Source organism: Caloranaerobacter ferrireducens (genome assembly GCF_001730685.1).
In the GTDB taxonomy this organism is placed as follows: domain Bacteria; phylum Bacillota; class Clostridia; order Tissierellales; family Thermohalobacteraceae; genus Caloranaerobacter; species Caloranaerobacter ferrireducens.
The window spans coordinates 209,007-234,145 of the sequence record NZ_MDJR01000002.1 but is presented as its reverse complement, the minus strand read 5'-3'; the positions used below and the strand labels follow the sequence as shown (position 1 = coordinate 234,145).

Annotated in this window: 26 protein-coding genes and 1 pseudogene; 6 read left to right on the top strand and 21 right to left on the bottom strand. The window is 27.6% G+C overall.

All coding sequences use genetic code 11. From position 1 onward, the window contains the following. Positions 1–173: 173 nt before the first annotated feature. The 7 genes from BFN48_RS05720 to BFN48_RS05690 form a co-directional block, all read right to left on the bottom strand. Complete coding sequence (locus tag BFN48_RS05720; RefSeq protein ID WP_069649941.1) at positions 174–914, bottom strand: M48 family metallopeptidase; 741 nt, start codon at positions 912–914, stop codon at positions 174–176. A 229-nt stretch (positions 915–1,143) separates the two neighbouring features. After that, positions 1,144–1,695 carry a class IV adenylate cyclase gene (locus BFN48_RS05715; protein WP_069649940.1) on the bottom strand — a complete coding sequence of 184 codons (552 nt, stop codon included), beginning with the start codon at positions 1,693–1,695 and terminating at the stop codon, positions 1,144–1,146. A 42-nt stretch (positions 1,696–1,737) separates the two neighbouring features. Next, positions 1,738–2,610 (bottom strand): DMT family transporter, encoded by an 873-nt coding sequence (locus BFN48_RS05710; protein WP_069649939.1) that lies wholly within the window; start codon positions 2,608–2,610, stop codon positions 1,738–1,740. 18 nt (positions 2,611–2,628) lie between these two features. After that, positions 2,629–3,315: a metallophosphoesterase gene (locus tag BFN48_RS05705; protein ID WP_083238821.1), complete on the bottom strand. Its 687-nt coding sequence runs from the start codon at positions 3,313–3,315 to the stop codon at positions 2,629–2,631. Positions 3,316–3,417: 102 nt separating this feature from the next. Further along, positions 3,418–6,165 (bottom strand): AAA family ATPase, encoded by a 2,748-nt coding sequence (locus tag BFN48_RS05700; RefSeq protein WP_069649938.1) that lies wholly within the window; start codon positions 6,163–6,165, stop codon positions 3,418–3,420. Continuing rightward, positions 6,165–7,268 carry a metallophosphoesterase family protein gene (locus BFN48_RS05695; protein WP_069649937.1) on the bottom strand — a complete coding sequence of 368 codons (1,104 nt, stop codon included), beginning with the start codon at positions 7,266–7,268 and terminating at the stop codon, positions 6,165–6,167. Before BFN48_RS05695 ends, BFN48_RS05700 begins: the two co-directional genes overlap by 1 nt. 75 nt (positions 7,269–7,343) lie before the next feature. Beyond that, positions 7,344–7,742: a (deoxy)nucleoside triphosphate pyrophosphohydrolase gene (locus tag BFN48_RS05690; protein WP_069649936.1), complete on the bottom strand. Its 399-nt coding sequence runs from the start codon at positions 7,740–7,742 to the stop codon at positions 7,344–7,346. Positions 7,743–8,022: 280 nt separating this feature from the next. On the opposite strand from BFN48_RS05690, the gene BFN48_RS05685 reads away from it, so the two are divergent. The 5 genes and pseudogenes from BFN48_RS05685 to BFN48_RS05665 all read left to right on the top strand — a co-directional run bounded on the left by BFN48_RS05685 (position 8,023) and on the right by BFN48_RS05665 (position 10,215). Continuing rightward, positions 8,023–8,346: an ArsR/SmtB family transcription factor gene (locus tag BFN48_RS05685; RefSeq protein ID WP_069649935.1), complete on the top strand. Its 324-nt coding sequence runs from the start codon at positions 8,023–8,025 to the stop codon at positions 8,344–8,346. A 36-nt stretch (positions 8,347–8,382) separates the two neighbouring features. Next, positions 8,383–9,330, top strand: a pseudogene (locus BFN48_RS05680) (permease). 88 nt (positions 9,331–9,418) lie between these two features. Further along, on the top strand, positions 9,419–9,658 hold the full coding sequence (locus tag BFN48_RS05675; RefSeq protein ID WP_069649934.1) for a thioredoxin family protein: 240 nt from the start codon (positions 9,419–9,421) through the stop codon (positions 9,656–9,658). Positions 9,659–9,723: 65 nt separating this feature from the next. Then, positions 9,724–9,906, top strand: a complete 183-nt coding sequence (locus BFN48_RS05670; protein WP_069649933.1) for a thioredoxin family protein — start codon at positions 9,724–9,726, stop codon at positions 9,904–9,906. A gap of 105 nt (positions 9,907–10,011) precedes the next feature. Beyond that, the gene (locus BFN48_RS05665; RefSeq protein ID WP_069649932.1) at positions 10,012–10,215 is read left to right on the top strand and encodes a thioredoxin family protein; all 204 of its coding nucleotides are present in this window, start codon (positions 10,012–10,014) and stop codon (positions 10,213–10,215) included. Between the two features lie 39 nt (positions 10,216–10,254). Here the strand turns inward: BFN48_RS05665 and BFN48_RS05660 are convergent, their stop codons facing one another. From BFN48_RS05660 to BFN48_RS05645, 5 genes are all read right to left on the bottom strand, one after another. After that, entirely contained in the window at positions 10,255–10,815 is a 561-nt protein-coding gene (locus tag BFN48_RS05660) for a M28 family metallopeptidase (protein WP_176718828.1), read from the bottom strand. A gap of 88 nt (positions 10,816–10,903) precedes the next feature. Beyond that, positions 10,904–11,419: a hypothetical protein gene (locus BFN48_RS12220; RefSeq protein WP_141706125.1), complete on the bottom strand. Its 516-nt coding sequence runs from the start codon at positions 11,417–11,419 to the stop codon at positions 10,904–10,906. 162 nt (positions 11,420–11,581) lie between these two features. After that, positions 11,582–12,424 (bottom strand): ABC transporter permease, encoded by an 843-nt coding sequence (locus BFN48_RS05655; protein WP_069649931.1) that lies wholly within the window; start codon positions 12,422–12,424, stop codon positions 11,582–11,584. After that, positions 12,421–13,347 (bottom strand): ABC transporter ATP-binding protein, encoded by a 927-nt coding sequence (locus BFN48_RS05650; RefSeq protein ID WP_069649930.1) that lies wholly within the window; start codon positions 13,345–13,347, stop codon positions 12,421–12,423. Before BFN48_RS05650 ends, BFN48_RS05655 begins: the two co-directional genes overlap by 4 nt. Further along, a complete protein-coding gene (locus BFN48_RS05645; protein ID WP_069649929.1) occupies positions 13,347–15,323 on the bottom strand; it encodes a hypothetical protein in 1,977 nt (658 codons plus the stop codon). Before BFN48_RS05645 ends, BFN48_RS05650 begins: the two co-directional genes overlap by 1 nt. Before the next feature lie 175 nt (positions 15,324–15,498). On the opposite strand from BFN48_RS05645, the gene BFN48_RS12415 reads away from it, so the two are divergent. Then, on the top strand, positions 15,499–15,639 hold the full coding sequence (locus tag BFN48_RS12415; RefSeq protein ID WP_176718827.1) for a hypothetical protein: 141 nt from the start codon (positions 15,499–15,501) through the stop codon (positions 15,637–15,639). A gap of 48 nt (positions 15,640–15,687) precedes the next feature. Here BFN48_RS12415 and BFN48_RS05640 read toward each other — a convergent pair whose 3' ends face one another. From BFN48_RS05640 to BFN48_RS12410, 9 genes are all read right to left on the bottom strand, one after another. Then, positions 15,688–16,350, bottom strand: coding sequence for a TMEM165/GDT1 family protein (locus tag BFN48_RS05640; protein WP_069649928.1), 663 nt, complete (start codon positions 16,348–16,350; stop codon positions 15,688–15,690). Between the two features lie 236 nt (positions 16,351–16,586). Continuing rightward, complete coding sequence (locus BFN48_RS05635; protein WP_069649927.1) at positions 16,587–17,129, bottom strand: phosphatase PAP2 family protein; 543 nt, start codon at positions 17,127–17,129, stop codon at positions 16,587–16,589. 145 nt (positions 17,130–17,274) lie between these two features. Then, the gene (locus BFN48_RS05630; protein WP_069649926.1) at positions 17,275–18,024 is read right to left on the bottom strand and encodes a peptidylprolyl isomerase; all 750 of its coding nucleotides are present in this window, start codon (positions 18,022–18,024) and stop codon (positions 17,275–17,277) included. A gap of 343 nt (positions 18,025–18,367) precedes the next feature. Beyond that, the gene (locus BFN48_RS05625) at positions 18,368–19,951 is read right to left on the bottom strand and encodes a DEAD/DEAH box helicase (RefSeq protein WP_069649925.1); all 1,584 of its coding nucleotides are present in this window, start codon (positions 19,949–19,951) and stop codon (positions 18,368–18,370) included. 138 nt (positions 19,952–20,089) lie between these two features. Then, a complete protein-coding gene (locus tag BFN48_RS05620; RefSeq protein ID WP_069649924.1) occupies positions 20,090–21,814 on the bottom strand; it encodes a S8 family serine peptidase in 1,725 nt (574 codons plus the stop codon). A 966-nt stretch (positions 21,815–22,780) separates the two neighbouring features. Next, positions 22,781–23,404 (bottom strand): hypothetical protein, encoded by a 624-nt coding sequence (locus BFN48_RS05615; protein WP_069649923.1) that lies wholly within the window; start codon positions 23,402–23,404, stop codon positions 22,781–22,783. 323 nt (positions 23,405–23,727) lie between these two features. Then, the gene (locus tag BFN48_RS05610) at positions 23,728–24,180 is read right to left on the bottom strand and encodes a hypothetical protein (protein WP_176718826.1); all 453 of its coding nucleotides are present in this window, start codon (positions 24,178–24,180) and stop codon (positions 23,728–23,730) included. A 337-nt stretch (positions 24,181–24,517) separates the two neighbouring features. After that, complete coding sequence (locus BFN48_RS05605; protein WP_069649921.1) at positions 24,518–24,844, bottom strand: DUF1904 domain-containing protein; 327 nt, start codon at positions 24,842–24,844, stop codon at positions 24,518–24,520. Positions 24,845–24,967: 123 nt separating this feature from the next. After that, on the bottom strand, positions 24,968–25,114 hold the full coding sequence (locus tag BFN48_RS12410; RefSeq protein ID WP_176718825.1) for a hypothetical protein: 147 nt from the start codon (positions 25,112–25,114) through the stop codon (positions 24,968–24,970). Positions 25,115–25,139: the final 25 nt, after the last annotated feature.

Sequence of the window (25,139 nt, the reverse complement as noted above, 5' to 3'; positions counted from 1 at the left end):
CGAGTTCATTGTCAAATTAAATTTAAAAAAATATATGAAAATAAAAGTAAATGCTTGAAAGAATTTAGTTTTTTCTAAATTCGTCCGCATGAGCGTTATTTTTATATATGATTCAATTTGTCTACAGTCTGTTAATATTCTATCTTACCATTTCAACATACCTAACACTTCTTTCAATTTATTACATCTTTGGTTTCATAATATATTTTATTTATTCGTTTAATTAGATTAGGGTGGCTTGAAAGCTTTTCAGACAACCATATCCAAAAACCTTTTTCTTCCTCTGATTGTTTGATTATTTCCAATATATTTAATTTCTGATATAACCTTTTCCCTGTTGCTAATACTGTAAGGCCTTGTATAGCTCCATTTGGTACAAGTTGAGCAGCAATTAGATCACTCGTATACTCACAAGCCCTCAAATATGCCGATCCTAAAAACGGAACAAACATTGCAGGATAGAGTATATATCTCCACATCAAATGTTTTGCTTTAATATGTGCTAACTCATGAGCTACAATAAATGCAACAGCAGACTCGCCTTCTTCATATGCTAACTCTAATACATCAGAATAAATAATAACAAAATTTCTTCCTAGAAACTTCGTTGCAAAAGCATTAAGCATACCACCAGACTCCATTATATATATAGAAGGTACTTCATCTAACCCAATTTTCTGAGATAGCTCCTCTGCCATTTTGTGAACTTCTGGAAATTGGTTGTTAGATACTCTTACGCTATTACCTCTTACACTTCCAATAAATATTCCATGTGTAAAAAAAGCAAAAATAGCAACTATTAATAAATATATAATCCCTACTATCGAAAAAATTAATATAGCATACGTTATTAAACTTATTATAAACATCAAAATCAAATAAAGTTCTTCTTTTGGATATACTTTTAACTCCATTAAATTCCCTCCTGAAATCACTTTTCTATTTTTTACCTATTTACACATATAGTATTTTTATATTCTACATATAATTCCAATTTCCTCTAAATTTATCTATTTTTGTTTGAAATTTAACAACAATTATTTTTCAAAAACTGCAAAAAAAAGAAGGTAGCGTTAGCCACCTTCTTTCATTAATTATTTTTCAATACGTATAATTTTTTTAAAATCTAGTCATACAAATTAACTACAAATCTCCTAATCCTAATTCCATTCTAAGCTCAGCTAAAGATTTTATTGTAACTTTACTTTCATCTAAGTTAAGTAGTTTAATTGCTCTTTGTAAATCTTCTTTTTGCTTAACTTCTATCTCAAGATATGTATATGGATATGTTTCCTTATCCCAAGTATCTATATCAAAAGTAATATCTTCATACTTATATTTAATTCTTTCCTTAGTTCCCTCATGCACAATTTTTAAATTTAATGACTCTAATATCTTCGCAAGTGCTTCTTTATTTTCGACTTTAGTCTCTATTTCCAAATTTTCTCTAACACCATCTTTTGAAATATTTTTCTTTAACGTGAATATGTAACTAACCAAGCCCTTGTCTAAATCTCTTTTTTCTCTGATTCTAAGATATCCATTTTGCTTATTCTTTATAAATCTATCTTTCGTATCAAAAATTGTATTAATTTGATATTCTCTGCCTATAAGTTCTGCTCCTATTTCCTTTAACCTTTTTTCAATTTCATCCTTATCTATATCGAGTACTTTTACTTCCAATTCTTTAGCCATATCAATCAACCCTTTCAAACTTTATATTCTAAATAAGCATAACTAATTCATATTAGTTAAAAGAATCCAACCACCAATAAGTATTAATATAGAACCTGGTATTTTCTCCTTAATATTTTCTTTAAAAAATATATACGTAAATATTAATGTTAAAATCATAGAAACTTGAGTTATAGGCTCTGCTATACTAAGTTCTATATTCTTTAAAGCAACTAGCAAAAACAAATAAGAAAAACCATTAATACATCCACTGATTATCGATATACCTCTCTTAGCATTAAACACATCTGATATATATTTCGTTTTCTTTGTAATTAACAGAAAAATAAGAAGATTTATAGATATAAAAAAGTACAATATAGTTGCATAAGTAACAGGATGTACTGTAACATAAAAATATTTGTCTAATATTCTACCCATTGACTGTAAAAAAACATATAAAAACATTAATCTACATGCTTTATTGTTAATTATATACTTTAATGATTTTAACGGATTCCCTTCCTTTTTTAAAATTGAAAGACCAGTTACTATAATAACTATACCTATAAATTTTTCGATTGTAATTTGCTCATTTAAAAAAACAAAAGATAATATCATTAAAAATAATGAATTTAGACTATTAATTGGTGTAACTAAAGATACTTCTCCAACAGATAATGATGTAACATAAGCTACAGCACCTATTGTATAAAGTATACTGCTTATATAACAAGGTATTAGAAAATCAAAATCGTTTATATTTATAAAAAGACTAAAAGGTAATAAGCTCAAAGCACCTATGAAAAAAAATAAAAATGTTGCACTTACATTTGAATAAATATTTTTTTGGTTATTACCTAATAATCTTACAACTATTCTTTCAAGTGATAATAGTAAAACTCTCCCAAGCAAAGCTATATAAGATAAAAGCATACTTGTCCCCCTCAAAAGCTACAATAATCTCTTTGGCCTAAAATCTATAAAATCACAGGAAATACAGTGAAATTTTATACCACCTATCTCACCTTCAACAGCAAACTTATGCCCTTCTCCATGTAGATGTCCATACACACAAGTAGATACATTGTACTGATTCATTATTTCAACAAATTCATTAGGACTTCCATCAATATTAAAAGGTGGATAGTGAAGCATTACAATAATCTCTTTTACATCTTCTTTAATAGATTCTAATGAAAGCTTAAGTCGATTTAACTCCCTGTTAAATATCTTTTCATCTTTTTCTCCAAACTCATCATTATCTTTACTAATCCATCCTCTAGTTCCACAGATTCCTATGCTTTTATATAAAAAATAATCATTTTGTAAGAAATGAATTGTATTAAACTTTAGTGCTTTCAATTTAGATTTTGTACTCCACCAATAGTCATGATTCCCCTTAGTTATCACTTTAATACCAGGTAATTGATCAATTTTTAATAAGTCTATGTATGCATCATCAAGCTTCATAGCCCAACTAACATCGCCAGGCACTAATACCAAATCCTCTTCATTAACAATTTGCTTCCAGTTTTCAAATATTTTCACTTCATGATCTAGCCAATTATCTCCAAAAATGTCCATTGGTTTTTCGCCAGAAAAGTCTAAATGCAAATCTGATATTCCATATATACTCACGATATTCACCTCAACTAGTTAATATTAAACTTTAACTTTAAGTTATAAACGTTGAATTTCTCAGTTTTATAAAGGTTAAAGTTGTGCTTTAAATGCTTAACATTAATTAATATCAATATAATTATAGTTAGCTTTTAATTCATCAAGAATATCCTTTTCTCTTGTATGACAAGTAAATAATATAATCTGTCTGTTTAAACTCTCATTAGCTAAAAATTTCAAAATATTTTTAAGCCTGTCATTATCATATTGTATAAAACAATCATCCAATATTAAAGGTAATCTTTTATCTCCTTTAATAATGTCTATTATACCAAACCTTATAGCAAAAAATAACTGATCTATAGTTCCACCACTTAAGCTTTCAATATCGACTAACTTTTTACTTATTGGATCAACTACCATTATATTAAGTTCTTCAGTTACTTTAACATCTCTATATCTGCCTTGAGTTACATTTGATATTATTTCTCCTACTTTTTTATTTAATTTAGGTGCAAAATCTTTATGTATTTCCCTAGATATCCTTTCAATAGTATTTCTAGCCAGTTCTAAAGCTTCAAGTTTTTCTTCATAATGTTTTTTAAGCTTCGTTTTTCTATCTATCTCTTCATCTATATCGACCATTGGTCTTACTGACAATGTTAATCCTTTTATTTTTTCTTCTAATCTAGCAGCTTGTTCCTTTTTAGCTGCTATTTGTTGTGTGATTACTTTTACATTTTCCTCTAACTTTTTAATATCCTTATTTTCTATTTTTGAAATATCAAAATCTAGATTTAGTTCTGCCTTTTTCTTTAAATATTGCAAGTTATTATCTCCTAAAACGCTATTTAATAGACTCTTTTTGCTTTCTAATTCCTGTGTAATTTTTTCAAATTCCGCTTTCTTTTCTAATGCAACCTTAAATTCTTCTATATCTTTAACTCTATTTTTTTCAAATTTTTCATTTAACTGTAAACTAAATTCTTTAATTCTATTTTTTAATTCATTTATCTCCTTATTCACTATCTTTATATCCTCATTTACTAAAAGAGAATGTTTCTTATATTCAAGATAATCTAGAAACTCTTTTTTCAGCTTTTTGATATTATCAAGATTTATTTCATAAGCAAAACCAATTTGAGAAAGGTATCTTTCTATAGTACTCCTCAATTTATCAATTTCTGATTCTAAAATTAACTTTTGTGACTTAAGTTCTTTAAGTAAATTTTCTTTGTCCTTAATTGATACTGCTTCCTTTGTACTATTTGATATTAACTTCTTTAAATCAATTTTATTGCTTAAGTTGTATTTATTTAATATATCCTGTATTTCCTTATCAATTATATTAATGCGGTATTCTCTTTCTTGCTCTCTCTTTTCTATGTCTACTATATTAGCTTTAACACTATTTAAATAACTGTTTAGCTCTTTATGTTTAATTAACGTAAATATAAGGAACATTAAAGGTATTAATAACGCTATAAAAAATATCGATTTTATATAAAAACCTAAAGGTAAAGATAGTAAAATACCCATTATCGAAAAAACTTTGTATGTTTTTAGTTTATTTAATTGCTTTTCTTTTTCCTCTAATCTTAATCTAAGAAATCCAAGTTTGCTATATTCACTATTGTATTTAATACTGCTTTTTTCATCTTCTAATTCCTCAACTCTATACAAATCTTCTTCTATTTCATCGATATTAGTAGCTTCTATTGCTTCTTTCATATTTGAGACGTCAAATATTTTATTATTAATCTCTATTAATTTTTCACGCTTGCCTTGTAAAACGAAAAAATCACTTAAAACATTATCAATTTCATCTATGTCTTTTACAGATGCGAAATTACTAAATTTATCAATTTTATCGCTTATATCATTGATAACTTCTATTAGCTTTTTCTTTTTATTATCCAATTTATTTAGACTAATATTTATTTCCTCTATACTATTTTTTAGCTTAACTGCTTCTGTAAAATCATCAGGATTTACTATACTGTAGTCTTTTAATCTCTTTATTTCTTCATTTAGCCTATTTATTTGTTCAATTAGCTTAACTGCATCATTGTATCTTTCTCTTGCTTTATATGTTTTTACTTTTTCAATATCATTTTCAAGCTCTTCTTTATTTGATATAAGTTTTTCAATCTCTTCTTTAATAGAATTTAACTGAATTTGATACTCTCTTATTTCTTCTAGAACACTTTCTGCTTTTCTTCTTTCTTTATATAATCTATCTAATTCTTCCATAAGCTTACCATAAGGCGATGTTTTTACTCTTGCTTTAGTTCCTATATCATTTATTTTTTTATCTAATTTATCAATTACTTTTTTGACTGAAATATCTTCATCAAGACTTCCACCTAAGTTTATAAGAGAATCCTTTATTTCTTTAGCTAAATACTTGTCTGTTTTATTCTGCATTTGCTTAATGCTTATAGTATTGTTGTAAACAACATTGTTTAGTCCAATATGTAATGATGCAGGAATATGGAGCCTTTTTACATTATCATACTCAAATAGATGAGTTAAGTCCTCGCCTGTTTCATCATCAAAAATTTTTACTTCTTCTTTACCTTTTAAAAAATTCCTTTCTACTCGATAAAGCACTCCATCACATGTATATTTCAAAATTCCATAAAACTCACTATCATCCCAAGGGAAGTACTTATTATAGTCTTCTGTATAATTTTTTCTCTTCGTATATGGCTTAAAGAAACCAAAAAACATACCTTCAATAAATTTATGGATAGTTGTTTTACCTGATTCATTTTTACCAAATACTATATTTATACCTTCAGTAAAAGTTATACTTTTATTTTTAAACTTTCCAAATGAATTTAGTATAAGCTCACGAATAATCATTAAATCTTCACCTTCTCATCAAGTAATGCTTCAAGTCCTACATATAGTGCCTCTTTAACTACTTTATTTTCTAATCCTTCTCTTTTCATACTTTCAATAAAATAACCAATAATATTATCCTTATTTTCTTTGTATATTCTATCAATATCATAATCTGGATTTGTTTTATCTATCATTTCCAAATAAAAAAATTCATCCTTTAGGCTCTCCTTTATCTCATATAAATCGATATTAATATGTCTATCTCTTACACCTTTTAATATTACTCTATACATATTCTTTTTTCTACTCTCTTTATCATCTATATCTATTATCTTATTCATTATTTCAGTCAAGCCCATAGTCTCTTTAATCTCTAAAGTTTTTATTTTAAAACTTCTTTTACTAAATGGAATAAACTTCATATCTACATTTTCTTTTGAAATAAATCCCTCAATTATTCCATGTTCTCCGGTTTCACCAAAATCTAAAGGCTCTGGACTGCCACAATAATAAATCACATTATCTATAATTTGTGGTTTGTGTATATGTCCTAATGCTATATAATCAAATCCTGACTTTATTAAAGATTCTTTATCCAAAGGTAAGTATTCGGAAGTTTTATTTAAAACATCGCCATGAATTAGTAAAATATTTATTAACTCTCTATTATCAACACTGAAATCTTTCAATAAGTTTTCTCTTATCTCTTTTTTATCCCAACTTAGTCCCCAGACTACTGTATTTAAATCTCTAAATTCAATTTTATCAATTTTTCCTGTGTCAAAGATATATACATTATCTGACCATTCAATCAATTTATATAATGACCTTTTCCCTAGAATATCATGGTTTCCTGCTGAAATTACAACTTTAGTATTCTTAATATCCTTAAATCTTAAATTTATTCTCTTAATGTCTCCTAGGCTGCAGTAATCTTCTTCAAACAAATCTCCAGCAATTAGTAATATATCTGTTTCTGTTTCTTTCGCTCTATCTATTATTTTATTAAATGTTTCCCATATTTCCATTCTTCGCTTCTGTGCATATTCTTTATCAAAACTAGCATTTTTAAATTCCATTCCTATATGTAGATCACCTGTGTGTATGCATCTTATTTTCAAATTAACACCTCCACAATAGAACATATATTCGTCAAAAGGTACCTCTTTTCCTGCATACAATGAAAAAACTTACCTTTAATTAGGTAAGCCCTTTAATAATAATTTTTCTAAAACTTTTTTATCAGCTTCAGAAAAATCATATTTCTCTAAATCTTTTATCTTAACCCACCTGAAATCATTACATTCTAATGTTTTTGGTGTGCCTTTAATATATCTTGCTAAATAGCATAGTAGTAAAATTTTTTTCTCATCATCTTTATGATAAACAACCTCAAAAATATCATCAACTTCAATAGTTATATCTAATTCTTCCTTTATCTCCCTTTTAAGTCCATCTTGGGGTATTTCATCATTTTCCAACTTACCACCTGGAAACTCCCACTTAAATTTCTCTTTACCTAAATTCCTTCTTTGAGCTATAAGTATTTCTTCTCCTTTTATTATTATACCAGCTGTTACAATTGTAATATCCATAGTCTCACCCTCACTTTTTTATCTATAATAACCACGAATCGTCATTTTATAATCCATAGGAAATTATATACCATATTAAATTGTGGATAATTTAAAATATAATTTCCGTTTATGGATTTCAACAAAATCTTCCTTAATTTATTTAAATCGAAGATTTTGTTCTCCTACTATATATATTAACTATTGCATTTTAATTTATCAAAGTATATAATTTAATTGAGTATATTAGAATTTTCTAATATTATAATTTGTTAAAAGTTTTAAGAAAGGTAGTGACAATATGAATGAGATTGTATTTAAGCTTACAGCCTCTTATTTAAAGGCACTCTCTCATCCTACAAGACTAAAGATACTTGATATTCTAAAAGAAGATGAATTATGCGTATGTAAAATTTTTGAAGCTTTAGACTTAGAACAATCGAATGTTTCACAACATTTAAGAATTTTAAAAGATCAAGGTATTTTAGTAAGTAGAAGAGATGGTTCAAAAATAATGTATAAAGTCAAAGATACAGAAGTCTTTGATATTATAAATAAAGTTAGAACAATATTAATAAGACAACTTAATGAAACACAGGAACATTTAAAGAAAGGAGGAATATAGTTGCTAAAATTTATAGCAAACACTATTACACCTTATGTGGTAAATTTCACTAACTGGCTACTAAGCAAATTAGGTGTAGCTTTAAGAGCTGGTGATTCTTTTGCTGATGCAGTAAATTTTTTCATATATGATAGCTTGAAAATTATAATTTTATTAAGCTTCATGATATTTGTTATATCTTTTATTAGAAGTTTTTTCCCACCAGAAAAAGTAAAGAAAGTTTTATCAAAATTTAATGGTGTTTGGGCACATATTATAGCTTCTGTATTAGGTGTATTATCTCCATTCTGAAGCTGCAGTACAGTTCCGATTTTTATCGGATTTGTGGAATCGGGTATTCCACTAGGTGTTACTTTTACTTTCTTAGTAACTTCACCTATTGTTAATGAAATAGCTTTAGGATTTTTATTTATTTCTTTTGGCGTTAAAATAGCTGCTCTTTATACAATAGCAGGCATGATTATAGGTGTAATAGCTGGTATAATTATTGAAAAATTACATTTAGAGCATTTAGTAGAAGAATACGTTTATCAAATTCACATGGGTGAATCTGAAATTGAAGAAATGAATTTTAAATCACGCGTAATTTTCTCATTAAATGCTGTAAAAGATATTGTTAAAAGAGTTTGGATTTTTATATTAATAGGTATTGGCATAGGAGCTGCTATACATGGCTATGCGCCTTCTGACTATTTGGTTAGATATGCAGGACCCAATAATCCATTTGCTGTATTTGTAGCTGTAGTTTTAGGAATACCTCTTTATTCAAACGCTGTTGGTACTATACCTATTGTTGAAGCACTTATAAATAAAGGAGTTGGAGTAGGTACAGCTCTATCCTTTATGATGTCTGTAGTTGCACTATCTTTACCAGAAATGATACTATTAAAGAAAGTTATAAAAACTAAATTAATTGCTATTTTTGTTGCGATTACAGGAGTTTCTATAATATTAGTAGGTTATTTGTTTAATATAATACTATAGGTACTAGCTACTGGCTACTCGTTGCTCGCTATTCGCTTTTCGAATACCGAACGACGAATGACGAATATCGAAAAATGGAGGTGACAATATGATTATAAAAATATTAGGTGCTGGCTGCAAAAATTGTGAAAAGCTATATAATTTAACTAATGAAGTAGTAAATGAATTAGGTATAGAAGCTGAAATAAAAAAGATTACTGAATTTAAAGATATCTTAAGCTATGGAATTATGAAAACTCCAGGACTTGTAATAAATGAAAAAGTCATAGTATCTGGTAGAGTACCATCTAAAAATGAAATTAAAGACTTTATACAAAAAAATTTATAGGAGGTATGAAAATGGATATTAAGATATTTGAAATGGTTTGTTGAGGTGGCAGTAAATTAGGGCCCATCGTTGATGCGGCATTAGATAAGCTAAATCTTGATTATGATTTTGATTTAATAAGCGACTTGCCTGAAATAGCTAAAGCTGGTGTTACTAACCCACCTGCTTTAATGATAAATGGCGAAATTAAAATTGAAGGTAAAATTCCTACTGTTGATGAAGTAGTTGAAGTACTTAAGAATATGTAGCATATTTAGCACTAGAGGACAAGAATAATCTTGTCCTTTTATAATAATCAAAGGGGGTATTTTATGGAAATAAAGATATTAGAATCCTTATGCTGAAGCACAAGCATGAGTAAACTTGCGCCCATCGTTGATGCGGTATTAAAAGAATTAAATATTGACTGTAAGATAGAAATTATCAGTAATTTAACTCAAATAGTCATGTTAGGAGTTACTCAATTACCTGCTATAATGATAAATGGTGAAATAAAGTTAGAAGGAAGATATCCATCATATACTGAAGTAAAGGAATTATTGGAAGCTTATAAGTAGGATTATACATAATATAAACAGGGTAAGATAGCAATAATCTTACCCTGTGATTTTTTTAAGTATTAAATTGATATAGTCAATAAAAAACTTTTCACAATAATCCATATGTTCTTTTTCAATTTTATCAATAGTATCTGTATGCCAATGATAATTTTCCATATTACCATACTCATCTTTGCCTAAGAAACTAATAGTATTAAATCCTTGATTCAGTACAGGAAGAGAATCAGTAGGCAATAACAGATTTTTAAATTTTTGTATATCATATAAATCTTTTAATTCATTCGCTATATATTTTAACTGCTTATTATACTCCTTAAATACTATCATCCCTTCCCCTTCTAGATAAGTAATTTTCCCACTACCTATATTGTCTATAACAATAAAATATGTATTATCTTTATCTAATTTGTCTTTATATTCTCTTAAGAAAGCTTTCATACCCTTTGAACCAACTTCTTCACAACCAGTCAATAAGAATATAAAATTAACATTTTTATAATCATTAAACTCTCCATTTTTAAAATGCTTGGCTAAAGCCATAGTTAAAACTGTTCCAGTTCCGTTATCATTCGCTCCATTTATATATCTACCAGTCACATTTGAATATATGAGAAAAATGATAGATAGTGAAGATAGAACAATCCCTATTGTATCTAAAACATAAATAGTTGGACTTACTATGAAATTACTGACAATAACAGAAACTATTATAAGTGCAAAACTTAAATATGAAAAATTGAAATACGTCTGTATATATTTGAAAATTAGGAGCAAACAATAAACTTCCTTTCTGTGTATCATAATGACCTGATATAACTATAGTCGGATTTCCTTTCTTGAACTCATCAAAAACAATTATATTCTGAGAATCATATTTAGGAAAGAAATTAATTTCTCTTAATGAACCTGTAACTTCTAAATAAATCATAAGTATAGGAAGGATTAAAAATATAGATAAATACAGTGGATTAACTTGTAATAATAACATTATCCCTGCTAAAACTATAAGAGCTCCAAACTGTATAGGAAATGTATACATACAATCCTTTGGTGACTTAAATCTTTGTAAAATAACATTTTTAAGCCCAAGTTTTCTCATTTCTTCATAAATATACTCTCCAGCTTTACTCTCATTATCAGAGCAACTACCACGATGTGGAATTTCACATAGTTTCTTTAAATAATCATAACTATACACCAATCGCATCCCCCTTTTATAATCCATAAGAAATTATATCTCTTATTAAATTATTGGTACTTTTGAATATAATTTCTGTAGTGGATTTCAATAAAATCTTCCTTATAATATTTTTTTAATCAAAAATTTTGTTCCATAACAATTACATTTTTTCTATTCGACAAGTTATTTATTAATCCTGCTCAATGGATTTATCTTTAATGAAGTAAGTATAATCAACAAAACAGAAATTACAATATCAAAAACTATGTTAATATATAATGGCATTAAAACCGACTTAGTAGAATTACCTAATAGACTTCCTATCATAAGCATTTTATTTCCTAATTGATAAGACAATATTGAACTTAGTCCTGAAAATGGGTTCGCATATAACAATATATTGAAAATAGTTTCAGAATTATAACCTATATCAAATATCTCGTAAAAAAATACTGTCAAAATTATAGTCCCTAATACTAAGAATAAAGTAATTAAGTAGCTTACTATAGTAGATGTCGCTACTTTTCTAAAATATGCAGAAGTAAACAAACCTATACTTCCGAATAAAATAGCTGTAACGACAAAAAATCCAAAAAGAGCTAAAATATTTCCCGGGGAAATTCCACCAAATAAAAATAATATACTTAACACAGGAAGTGAGACTAACAATAACAAAAATAATTGAACTAATGAAGCAGCCAACTTACCTATAACAATAGACAAACTTGATAATCTGGTACATAATAAAATATCAAATGTCTTTCTCTGTTTTTCTCCTGATATACTACTTGCTGTTGTAGCAGGCACTATAAAAGTTATTAAAATTAATTGTATTATTGTAATAATTATATAAATTTCTTTTAAAAGTTGAGGTCTAAAACCTCTATATATATTTCCATTAACAGCTTCGATAAAAGCAAAATACATAAAAAAACTTAAAATCACTAAATATAGTGTTATCAAAGCTGGTGTCTTCCAAGTTCGCATTTTAGTTTTAATTTCTTTTTTCAAAACAGGATTAATCATAGTTCTCCCCCTTTTGTCACCTTCATAAACACTTCTTCTAGATTCAATTCTTCCTGCTTAAATGAGATAACAGGTATATGTCTAGTAATAAGTTTTTTCAAAATTTCAGCCATATCTTTTTCATTACCGTTAAAAGTAACTTCTATTTCATTTCCTAAATTTTTTACTGAAGAAACTAAAGTTTCTTCTCTTAAAAAAGTAATTGCTTTATCTACAGCTTCTAAAACCTTTATCTTAATAGTTTTTCTTCCCTCTACCATATTCATTATTTCATCAAAAGTACCACTAATAACTATTTTCCCCTGTTCCATAATACAAAGACTTGTACATAACTCTGATAATTCAGGTAGTATATGTGAACTAATTATTATTGTCTTTCCTCTATTCTTCAATTCTTTTAAAATTTCTTTCATATGAACTCTAGCCCTAGGATCTAACCCTGAAGCTGGCTCATCTAATATCAAAAGCTTAGGATTATGAATAAGACTTCTTGCTAGACATAATCTCTGTTTCATACCCCTAGATAAATTATCAACATATTCATCTTTCTTATCAGTTAAATCCACAAGTTCTAGCATTTCATCTATTCTTTTGTTAATTTCTGATTTTTGTATTCCAGCTACATCACTATAAAATTCAAGATATTCTACAACTTTTAAATTATCATACACTCCAAAAAAATCTGGCATATATCCAATTTTACTTCTTGTTTCTCTTACATTCTCATATATACTTGTTCCATCAATATGAATGTCTCCTGAAGTAGGTTTTAGTAAAGTAGCTATCATTTTCAAAATAGTAGTTTTTCCAGCACCGTTAGGTCCAACAAATCCAAATATATCTCCCTGCTTTATCTCTAAAGAAATACTATCAACAGCTTTAATTTTCCCAAACTTTTTAGTTAAATTCTCTATTCTTAACATTATTTATTTCCCTCCTCTGATGAGAAATCGGGAAGCTTTACTTTTATTTGAGCAACTATCAAGTTTCTACTTATTATATCTGTATTTTTCTCATTAACACTTAAATTCTTATAGATATTATCTCTACTCCATGCAATTAAAAGCAATTTATTTTCTTCAGAAATATTATATTTTCTTTCAAAATATTCTTGCAAAATACTTCTTTTCACATAATTGTTTAATATATCTTCGTCTTCTACTCCTGTTTCAACAGGGAATAGTGAATCTAGTAATTTATAATAGCCTATATCATTTTTATAAATAGTACTAAAGCTATTCAAATCAATAGCAACTGTTTTAGTTTGGCCACCTTTTATATCGCCTAATTTAATAAATTTATTTGTACCATAAACTAAAACTGCATCCTCTAAAACATTTGAAGATAGGTTGCTAACTTCTCCTTTTATCTGTTTTTCAATCATATTTATATCAATTTTTATGAGTTTATCTGAATTTATATCCTTTCTTAAATTGAAAATCTCTACATCCCATATACCTCTATTATAAAAGGTAACATGTTTTGGATTATCTATATAGTTTTCAACAAATATTTCTTCATTTTTATAATTAGCAGCATTATATCTAAAAAAATTTCTTAAAGAGCTATAATCCACATCTTCATCTAAACTAACCTTTACATCTTCATTTTTAAAACTCATAATACCCATTAAAGTATTAACTTCAGCCAATCTTGTATTTGGTATAAGCTCAATAATCGATACGCTATTAACTATAGGTTGCTTAGAACTCGTAGTTGCACCTATTGAATAAATTAACACTAAGAAAACTAAAACTATCACAGGTATTGTAATAAAGCCTAACTCTCTTTTATCATACTTTTCAAGTAGAATGTAATTTATCGGTCCAACTAATAAAATAAAAAATAATAGTAAAATAAAAACAGCTTTAATAGAAGGTACCCTATTTTTTGGAATACGCTCAACTATATTACCAGACAAGGAAAACATCGGCGATCTTGCAATAAGTTTTTTTTCGCCAAATAATCCAAAATGTTCTCCTAAAGTCTTGCTAATAAACTCTACTTTATGATTCCAATTAATAAACGGACTTTTACCTAAATCAAAAGGTATAACATATATATGACCTCTTCCATACTCTTTATTAAATACAAAAAGTTTTTCTTTATTTTCTACTATGTTTTTATCTAAATAAATTTTCTTAGTATTGCTTTTTTTATCGCTTATATTTTCCATATTAACTAAGCCTAATTTTTTAAGACTCTTAAGAGTTTTATCAAAGTTTTCTCCAATTCCGACTAATAATATCCCGCCTTTTTTTACCCATTTATCTATCGTAAATATTTGTTTAGAATCCATCTTTGCTATATCAAAATTATTTATTACTATTACATCGAAAGTTTCTAATAAATAATCCTCCTCTGGAACATATCCATTCATATTCACAACATCAAAAAATGATTTGTTTGTTTCATTTTGTTCAATATAAGCGAAATTCAAATACTCTAGACTTTTAACATTTTCACTTAAGACTCCCATAGTTAAAGAGTAATGCTTTATAACTGCTGTATATACTCTATCTTGCCAAATAATATTTTCATTATTATCTACAATTCTAACCAATACATCTGAACTGTTATAATCAAATAATACACCTATTGTAACAGTTTTAGTTTGCCCTTTTAATATTTTAATCTCTTTTGTATAAGCTCTATATAGCTTTTTAGGCCCTTGTATTTCATCAATTAAAACCTGTATCTTACCATCTATATCTTTATAATTGTTTTTTATAGTTATATTAATTGGAACCGTTTTTTCCACCTTAATATATCTATTAAAGCCAATATTAATATCGACATTAAGCTCTGAATCAGCAAAAGATATATACGAACTAAATACTATATGTAATATCAAAACTAAAAATAAAACCTTTTTTATAATAAATTGCAATTTATTCATGCATCCCCCTCCAATCAAAGAAATAAATTTCACGCTAATATATTAAGCATATTATATCATTTATTATATGAGAGATGTTTACTAATTATTGGAATGGAAATAGTAACGTAATCAGAATTTCCTCATATTATATATTGAAAAGGATAGTAAATATCCAATATGAGGAGGTTTATATATGGAAAATACTAATATTTCTGTAGTAGAAAGCTCCAAGCCTAAAAGTCAATTCTTCTTTGGTGGAGGAGGCTTCTTCTTCATATTCTTCATTTTCTTCTTCTGTTTCCGTGGTTTCGGATGTATTTTAAATAAAAGATAAAAAAATTTGACTTAAAAAAATTTAGATTATTGAGGGACAAAACATCCCTCAATTTTTTCTTTTTCTCAAAGATTTTTTCAAAATCATATATGTACTAGTTGTTATTAGTAATAGAAATATCAAAACATTAGATAGAGTTATGAAATTTTTAGGTAATGTTGAATATAACTTTGATACTCCAAAGAACATGAAAATAGCTGCCGAAACTATTCTTAATGTAAATTCTGGAATTTTATCTCCTAATTTGCTACCAACATAAATTCCTAATACACTAGTTAAAACCATACCAGTTACTGTTCCTAGCAATATAAAAAGTGGATATCTTGCATCTATTGATAGAGTTATGGCTGTAAGCTGTGTCTTGTCTCCTAATTCGCCAATAAAAAATGCTAAAGCCACAGTTAAAACAGGACCAAACCTGCTCTTTTTACTACTTTCGTCTTCTTCATCTTCATCATATAAAGTCCATAATGCAAATCCTATAAATAAAAACCCTGCTAAAACTTGAATAAAATTTACTGGTATTATATTCGATAAATATGTACCTAATATTACTGCTAAACCATGGTTTAAAAATGAGCCTATGAACACGCCCAATAACACACTTTCAACACTAAATTGTGTAGCAAATGACATTGCTAAGATCTGTGTTTTATCACCCATCTCAGCCATAAAAATTAAAAACAAAGCCCTTATAAATTCTGTTATCATGTTCATTACCTCCTCATATATTTATTAATTGTACATTTGATATTTTTTATCCAAGAAAAAAGCGAAACTATTAGCTTAGTATAACTCCCAAAAGGAAATTTTACTAAGCTAAAAGTCTCGCTCCTTTAGAATAATTCTAAAGTAAATAGAACCAGGTATAATACCAGCATGTTGATTCTATTTGCGAATATTTCGCAGCTACTCCCTTTTAGCTAAAATTTAACTTTTCAACACAATTAAGAAAAGATAAACATATCTAAAAATACATTATTAGTTATCGCAAAAACTGTACCTATAACCATTCCAACCAAAACATCTGATGGATAATGTACTCCTATATAAACTCTAGATAAACCTACAACAAATGCTATAGCTATAAAAAACATTGTGAAAACTGAAAAATTCAATGCTAAAGTCACACATATCGAAAATATTGCTGTTGTATGCCCAGAAGGAAATGAATAATCAAAAAGTTTATTTTTAAAGGTATTAATCTTCTCTAGCTTAATAAAAGGTCTTTCTCTAGTAAATATTTTCTTCAAAAAATGCACTAAAATATGACTCGTACTAAGAGCAGCTATTGATTTGTAACCAACTATTTTCACTTCATCATTTCCAAAATATATTAAAATAAAGCAAGTTAATATAGTTGATATAGCGCCTCCTAAATTAGTTACTAAAGGTATAATCTTATCAAGAAAATTGCACTTTATTTTATCATTTATAATATAAAATAACTTTATATCTCCTCTATTAACAAAATTTATAACTTTATTCATTCAAACCATCCTCTAATTACAATATACTTAATTCTATTTTACAATAATCGACTAAAAAATACAATGAATAGCTTTTATATAATATTTATTACCCACTATTCTTCTTACTAAAAAAATATCTCTAGCATAAAGCTAGAGATATTTTTTAAAGATTTACTTTTACTTCATATATATTTCTTAACTCTTCAATTTTTTTGAAATAAACTTCATTTTGTTTAGCTGCAATTAACTGATTTTTGATTTGCTCTTTTACTTCTTCAAAAGGACTAATTTCTTCTTCTTTTTTATCTAATACTTCAATTATATGATAACCAAAACTAGTCTTTACTGGCTCACTCATTTGCCCTTTTTCTAGTTCAAATGAAGCATTTTCAAATTCTTTAACCATTTTACCTCTTGTAAAATATCCTAAATCCCCTCCATTTGCCTTTGAAGGGCACTTAGAATATTTTTTAGCTGCCTCTTCAAAATCTAAACCATTTTTTATTTCTTCTATTATTTCATTAGCTTCTCTTTCTGTATCTACAAGTATATGTCTAGCCCTAACTGATGCTAACTTTTTAAAATTCTCCTTATTATCGTTATAGAAAGAAATAAGCTCTTCTTCATTAATAGATATATTCTCTAATAATTTTCTAACTGCAAACTGTTTTAATAAGTTCTGTTTCATATATTCTAATTCTGATAGAAAATCTTCATTATTATCTAGTCCATTTTCCAAAGCATCTAAATAAATAAGTTCTTGATTAATAAGTTCATCTAATAGTCTTTTTCTTCCTTCTTCTGAGTAAAATTGCATTGCTCTTTGAGGTCCTAAATTTCTAAGAAGTAAATCTACATCCTTTTCTGTTATCTGTTTGCCATTTACAGTTGCTAAAACTTTATTTTCCTCCATTAATAAACTCTCCTTTGCGTTAAAATATACTGCTATAATAACACAAAAAATATGTCATGTCCAAAATTATTTTATTCACAAAAATATTTAATTAACATATTTTATATTAGGAAGTATTTACAACATAATATTTTTAGTTAAGGAGGTCGTTCAAATGGCTGAAGGCAAAAGCTTATTTGCACAAATAATGGATGGTCAAGGTACAGAATTGTTATTCTTCTTCCTACTATTAGTAGTTATTTTATGCAATTGCTACAATTACAGATGCTAATGTATAAACTATATTTCATATAAATTTTCCACTACAAAAAGAGCCTTTACAGGCTCTTTTTGTAGTGTTTATCTATCTTGAATTAGCAGGTTCAATATTTATCTTATTTCCCTTTATTTTATTATTTTTCATAATCATTAACACTTCTTTTGCATATTCCTTTGGTACTTCCACAAAAGTGTATCTGTCGAAAACATCGATTATTCCTATCAGTTTACCTGAAAGTCCTGTTTCACCAGCAATTGCACCTACAATATCCTTAGCTTTCACTTTATGCTTTCTACCCACATTTATAAATAATCTTACCATTCCTGGCTCAGCACCTGTATTCTCAAACTCATTGTCCAATTCAATTTCTTCTTTACTTTGTTCTCCCATAGCCATTTTAAGTAAAGCTGCTGCTATATCTATAGAAGTATAATCTTCGTCTAGTAATCTTTCAATATATTTAATATATCTAGTCATATGTCCTTCTTCTAAAACAGCTTTTACTTTTTCTAAGAACAAATTAGTTCTAATTTCTTCTACATCATTAATAGTAGGAATATCATGGCGCATAATCTTAGTTTTTGTATATTTCTGTATTTCCTTTAGTTTGTAAATTTCTTTGCCTACTACAAAGTTAAAAGCGCGACCTGTTCTTCCAGCACGTCCAGTCCTTCCTATTCTGTGTACATAATATTCTTCATCTCTTGGCAAGTCATAGTTGAATACAGCTTCAACATCATCAACATCAATACCTCTAGCTGCTACATCAGTTGCCACCAAAATCTCTATTGTACCATTTCTAAATTTAGACATTACTCTATCTCTTTGTGATTGCTTCATATCCCCATGAAGACCATCTGCAAAATAACCTCTTCCTTGAAGCTGTGAAACTAGTTCATCTACTCGCTTTTTCGTATTACAGAAAACCAAAGAAAGTTTAGGGTTATACATATCAATTAAGCGGGATAAAACTTCTAATTTTGTTTTCTCTTTCACTTCAAAATATATTTGTTCAATATTTGGAACTGTAAGCTGTTTATGCACCACTTTAACTAATTGTGGATTCTTTTGATATTTTTTTGTTAGCTCCAGAATAGGTTTTGGCATCGTAGCCGAAAACATTACTGTTTGCCTTTCTTTAGGTACTTCTTTTAGTATTGTCTCTATATCATCTCTAAATCCCATATCTAACATTTCATCTGCTTCATCTAGTATTACAATCTTGATATTATCCATTTTCAAAGTACGGCGACGCATATGATCCATAACACGACCAGGAGTACCAACTACAATATGTATGCCCTTTTTTAAAGCCTTTATTTGTCGTTCTATAGGCTGACCACCATAAATAGGTAATATTTTAATATTATTCTTATACTTTGAAAGTCTTCTTAATTCTTCTGAAACTTGTATAGCTAACTCTCTTGTTGGGCATAAAATTAAAGCTTGTAATTTCTTGTTTTCTGGATTTATCTTTTCTAAAACAGGAATTCCAAATGCTGCTGTTTTACCAGTACCAGTCTGAGCCTGCCCAATCACATCTTTTCCTTCCATTAATAGAGGAATAGCTTTTGCTTGAATTGGAGATGGCTCTTCAAAACCCATATCTTCAACTGCCCTTAATATTTCCTTTGATACCATTAAATCTTTAAATCCTATTTTTATCATACTTTACCTCACTCCATATTTAGTTAACTTAACTAGTATACACTTAGTATGTGCAAAAAGCAATCTTTTTTTCATTTTTAATCAAAAACCCTCTGATTTTTAAATCAGAGGGTTTTTATAACACAAGTTAATTTAATTTTACTGATCTTGTTTTAATACTAGGTTATATCCACCTGCACTTAAATCAAAGAAATAACTTCCACTACCTGAATATGAATACACTTTTATTTTATACGTACCTGTAGTTGAAGGTATAAAGTTAATATTCTCTTGTCTTTTTACTCCAGTTGAAGAAGCTACAGTATTTCCATTAGGATCATATAAGTAAACGTCAAAATCAGGTGTTCCTCCCCATAACCAATAATATGTCCAATCAGGCATAATCAAAGTTATAGCTATAGGATAGTTTGTATTATCTACTGTAAACTCCCAAATATCAGATGCTCCAGATCCTGATAAGCTTTCTGTTCCATACATGTAATCTGGTAATGGTATGTTATTTCCACTATAACCACCTGCTTGTTTTATAGCTTCATATCCATCAAGTCTACCGTTACCATATTCTATATCTTTTCCATATGGACCCCAATCATGAGCTGTAGAAGCTAAGATATCTTTAATTTGAGTAGGTGTTAAATTAGGATTTGCATCTAGCATCAAAGCTACTATTCCTGCTGTAAAAGGAGTTGCCATGCTTGTTCCACTATATGTTATATAACTATTTGTTGAATTTGCTTTTGGAGCTGTTATATTATATCCAGGTGCTGCAATATCTGGTTTTATCCTGTCATCAGCTGTAGGTCCTCTACTTGAAAAATCTGCTAGATTAAATCCATTTTCTCCAACATCTGCCATAGCTGCTACTGTAATAGCTTTTTCAGCTGCACCTGGTGACCCTATTGTATACTTATTAGGACCATCATTTCCTGCTGCTACTACTACAACAATACCATTATTGACTGCATTATTTACGGCTAATGAAGTTGAATCTGTACCATCAGAACTTCCACTTGTTCCCAAACTTAAATTGATTACATCTATACCATAAACATCTTTATTTGTAACACACCAATCTATAGCTGCTGTTACATCGCTCATCGAACCGCTACCTTGGCTATCTAAAACCTTAAGTCCTACTAAAGCAGCCCCTTTTGCAACACCTGTATAGTTAGGATTTCCATCTCCTTCACCAGCAATTATTCCAGCTACATGAGTACCATGACCATTGTCATCATAAGGTGATGGCTGGTTATTTACAAAATCTTTCCATCCTATTATCTTTCCGCCATCTAAATCAACATGATTTCCATCTATACCAGTATCAATCACTGCTACAACGACATCATTCTTAGTATAGTTATTTATATTTCCATCTCTATCTCCATTTACATAAAAATCATTTCTCGCTTTCTCTGCACCAAACCAATAATTTGCTGTATCCATAGAAGCTTTAACAGGTTCATCATATTCAATATGGTCAACTATATCTAACTTAGATAATTTATTAATTTGACCTTTTTTCAATTTCATAGCTATTGCAGGTATATTTTTATATTCATGTTTTGTTATATAATTACCTATTAGTTTCTTTACATTATTTTTTTTCTCAAAATTTAATTTTTCTTTGAATACAACTATAACTGGAATTTCTTCGCTGTCTGTAGCTTTATCCATTCTTTTAGATAAATTCTCGAATAGTTTATCTTGGTTAGAATCATAAATTCTAACAATCTCCTTTTGCTGTAATTTTACTTTTGGTTTTTCAACCTTGTCTTTTTCAGTAAATGCAAAGCCATAACTAGTAATTGAAATTAGCATAAGAATAAATAATAATATTGAAACTATCTTTTTATTTCTACTCATGCCTTTGATTCAAACTCCTTCCTTTTAATATTTAATACACTCTTTAAGTCATTCATTAATGTACATTGGAATCAACCCCCTTCATATAAAATAGTTGCATTTACTAGGAGGTTTAAACCATAGATAGTATATCGTTTAAAAATCGATTTCATATTAAACTTATTTACCTTCACATTAATACTATATATTTCAAAAATTGCATTTTATGATTCAATTTTATATTTATCTTCAAAATAGTATTTTAGTCCTATATTGCTTATCTTTTCCTGTCTAAATATAATTTTTAATCAATATAATCCATTATGATAACTCTGAACTTTATCACATTAACCTTCTAAGTATTTTATTCAGCTTTCTCCTAAAACAAGTGAATAAATTAACAAATAAGATGTAGAAATCTTTTGATAAATCCCATTAATCTCTATGGGTCTTTTAAGGACAAGTATTTAACAATGATAAATAAAATAGGAACTTATATAATAAAAAAACTCTTTGCAAATCTGGAAGCAAAGAGGATCATTTTGTAAATAATACTATTAAAAGTTTTTTAACTATCTTAAAATATCAGTCTTTTAAAGATATATCTATTTTTTATTTAATATAATTTTTCTGTCTAATTATAAACTCCTTTACTTCATCTACTGTTGGCATCGATAACAAAGCTCATTCTCTAGACGCTACAATTGCACCTGCTGCATTTGCAAAACGAAGAATTGATCTTAACTCTTCTATATTATATGTTAATCTTTCTAGTGTCTTAATTTGCTTTCTCTAATTATCTTTATACACTCTTCTGGATTATTCCATAAATGTAAACGCACATTCGGGTCAAGCTAATTATAGTGCCATTTTTTCTGCATATTCAATAGCTAGTATCATGTGTTAAAGCATTTAGATTTTCTCATAGTTTAGAACAAGTGTAGAATTGTTCAACAGTATATATATACTAGAATAATCCAAAACACTCTACTCCTCTAAAGTTTTGCCGAAGAAATATCTACGCCTGTATGCACTTTTATCATCTGTTACATCAATATAATATCCTTCAATATCAGCCTTGTAATCTGCTTTTCTCACTTCATTTTTTTCAATAATATATATTTTATCTGAGTGAGTTGCATCAATATCATATTTCCCAGTGGCATATATATCGTAGTATAATGAACTATTGTCATTTATTATTTTAGTTATATCGATGTTTTCAATGATATGAAAAAATTTTTTTGCATCTATTAATTGATCATACTGCAAACAAAGATTACCTTCTGAAGTATATATTTCATATTTATTACCTTTTTTAATTAAACTTATATGATAGATTTTATATTTGTCATTTATTTTATCAAAATCAATTAATTCATACTGTAAAAGAGTTATATAATAATCATTATTCAAAGTTAAAAATAAATTTTGTAGTTTAGTATTATCACTTAGTTTTAATCTTTTCTTTATATGATTATAATCTTCAACAAATTTTATGTCATTAAACTTAATTTGCCTAATATTCGCTTCTAAATTTTTTACCGTACAATTAGTTAAGATAAATATTGGTAATAACACTAACAGTAACTTAATTCTTTTATGTTGCACTTATTTTGCCCCCTTTAATAGAAAAATTAACCTTATTAAGGTTTTCAAATTCTATATTATGAACTATTGCTTGATTTTAACTTAATTTTATTTTTCTACCATAATAATAACTATTAAAATTAGTAAATAGTTCTATTAACATCAGTATATCTTCCAACAGCATCTTGCAACCATCGAAAATCGTGTTTTATATAATATTTTCTACTCTTGAATATACACCTAAATAAGAAATTATAATTTCTAATACTAGCCAATCGTCTAGGCTCTTCATCATGCACTATTACAGTAGTAATAAAGAAAAAGAACCGTTTTGTTTTTGAAAATTAATAGTTTTTCATTTTATTATCGAAATATTCTCTTGCATTTTCTACCAATTTTCCAAACAATTCCTTAGTTTCAGTTCTATTAATTGTTTTATAATTGTTTCTAATGAAAAGTTTATGTAATTCATCAAATATTTCGCTTTGTTTTTTCAAATATTCAACATCCACATTTGTCATTTTCTTTTGGTTTAAATTAAATTCATATATACTTTCAGCAACTAATCTCCAGTTGGATCCAGGGCGTAACTCTTTAATAAAACTATAAGTATTATCATTACTCATCAAAAAATCTATATATGATATTCCAATCAAACATAATTTAGAAGGTACTTTATCAGGCTTAAGAAAAGAACTTGTTAAATCAAGACTTTTCGTAAACATGTTATAAGTAATTGAACGTAATTCTTTTATTTGCATGTAATAATATATATTTAAAACCAATGAACTAATCATAATAAAAATAAGAAAAAAACTATTTTTTTCAACACAAATCCCCCTTAAATATGTTAATTCAGAATTTACAAATCCCTTTATCAAACTACAAATTCTATAATTAACATTTCTTTACTAATTTCAATTTTCCTTTGTCTAAAAGTCTCTATTATTATCGTACTTTATTTCAGGTTTTGTTTTTATCTATATATTCCTTGCTTATAAATATACTTTAAACCATTGAAAATACTATGCTATAGCTATTCTGATTCCAAAAAACAAAGAGTCGTCAATCACTAAGGGTTTTTGTATTATTAGAGATTGACGACTTTTTGTTGCATATGTTTTTCATTAGTTTTTAAAAATGTTGTCCGTTTTCATAGTATTTGTGCTTTGGTAAATCAGTAAATATTACACATACATCTTCATAACCAAATTTCTTCACTCTATCAGTTATTGCACTTGCTGCTCTATCCTGTACTTCTTGTCCTCTATCGAACCATAATACTTCAATAAAAGGATATCCTTTTGAAACTTCTCCATCAAAAATAAATGTACTATGTATATATTCCAATGTGAAATAATCCCTAGGACACTCTATAATATTTTGTAGATCATCTATCATCTCCTTGCTCACCTTTTTTAACTGATCTAATTCCATTCCTCTCACTCTTATATGTGGCATAAGCTCCCTTCCCTTCTATATATATTTGCACATATAAATTATACAATTATTTAGATCTTTTAAAACCTTTTATTTTTATACATCATTTCACAGAAAATAAAGTAATAGTTCCCATAATAAGTTTTATCTATTACCTTTATATGCCAACAACCCTCCTGCTATTAAACCTATACCTATTGCAAAAGTAAGTATTTGTGGGAATTTTAAGACATTAATCATAGAACTGACTGTAATACCTACGCCAATAATAGTTATTATTTTATAATCCATAGGAAATTATAAACTTCATTGAATT

Coding starts and splice junctions, on each gene's coding strand:
- BFN48_RS05645 (WP_069649929.1), bottom strand. CDS start 15,323: ATGAATAAATTGCAATTTATTATAAAAAAGGTTTTATTTTTAGTTTTG.
- BFN48_RS05710 (WP_069649939.1), bottom strand. CDS start 2,610: ATGCTTTTATCTTATATAGCTTTGCTTGGGAGAGTTTTACTATTATCA.
- BFN48_RS05685 (WP_069649935.1), top strand. CDS start 8,023: ATGAATGAGATTGTATTTAAGCTTACAGCCTCTTATTTAAAGGCACTC.
- BFN48_RS05605 (WP_069649921.1), bottom strand. CDS start 24,844: ATGCCACATATAAGAGTGAGAGGAATGGAATTAGATCAGTTAAAAAAG.
- BFN48_RS05610 (WP_176718826.1), bottom strand. CDS start 24,180: ATGATTAGTTCATTGGTTTTAAATATATATTATTACATGCAAATAAAA.
- BFN48_RS05650 (WP_069649930.1), bottom strand. CDS start 13,347: ATGTTAAGAATAGAGAATTTAACTAAAAAGTTTGGGAAAATTAAAGCT.
- BFN48_RS12410 (WP_176718825.1), bottom strand. CDS start 25,114: ATGGATTATAAAATAATAACTATTATTGGCGTAGGTATTACAGTCAGT.
- BFN48_RS05690 (WP_069649936.1), bottom strand. CDS start 7,742: ATGGATATTACAATTGTAACAGCTGGTATAATAATAAAAGGAGAAGAA.
- BFN48_RS05675 (WP_069649934.1), top strand. CDS start 9,419: ATGATTATAAAAATATTAGGTGCTGGCTGCAAAAATTGTGAAAAGCTA.
- BFN48_RS05635 (WP_069649927.1), bottom strand. CDS start 17,129: ATGAATAAAGTTATAAATTTTGTTAATAGAGGAGATATAAAGTTATTT.
- BFN48_RS05720 (WP_069649941.1), bottom strand. CDS start 914: ATGGAGTTAAAAGTATATCCAAAAGAAGAACTTTATTTGATTTTGATG.
- BFN48_RS12415 (WP_176718827.1), top strand. CDS start 15,499: ATGGAAAATACTAATATTTCTGTAGTAGAAAGCTCCAAGCCTAAAAGT.
- BFN48_RS05655 (WP_069649931.1), bottom strand. CDS start 12,424: ATGATTAATCCTGTTTTGAAAAAAGAAATTAAAACTAAAATGCGAACT.
- BFN48_RS05665 (WP_069649932.1), top strand. CDS start 10,012: ATGAGTAAACTTGCGCCCATCGTTGATGCGGTATTAAAAGAATTAAAT.
- BFN48_RS05630 (WP_069649926.1), bottom strand. CDS start 18,024: ATGGAGGAAAATAAAGTTTTAGCAACTGTAAATGGCAAACAGATAACA.
- BFN48_RS05625 (WP_069649925.1), bottom strand. CDS start 19,951: ATGATAAAAATAGGATTTAAAGATTTAATGGTATCAAAGGAAATATTA.
- BFN48_RS05640 (WP_069649928.1), bottom strand. CDS start 16,350: ATGATAACAGAATTTATAAGGGCTTTGTTTTTAATTTTTATGGCTGAG.
- BFN48_RS05715 (WP_069649940.1), bottom strand. CDS start 1,695: ATGGCTAAAGAATTGGAAGTAAAAGTACTCGATATAGATAAGGATGAA.
- BFN48_RS05700 (WP_069649938.1), bottom strand. CDS start 6,165: ATGATTATTCGTGAGCTTATACTAAATTCATTTGGAAAGTTTAAAAAT.
- BFN48_RS05620 (WP_069649924.1), bottom strand. CDS start 21,814: ATGAGTAGAAATAAAAAGATAGTTTCAATATTATTATTTATTCTTATG.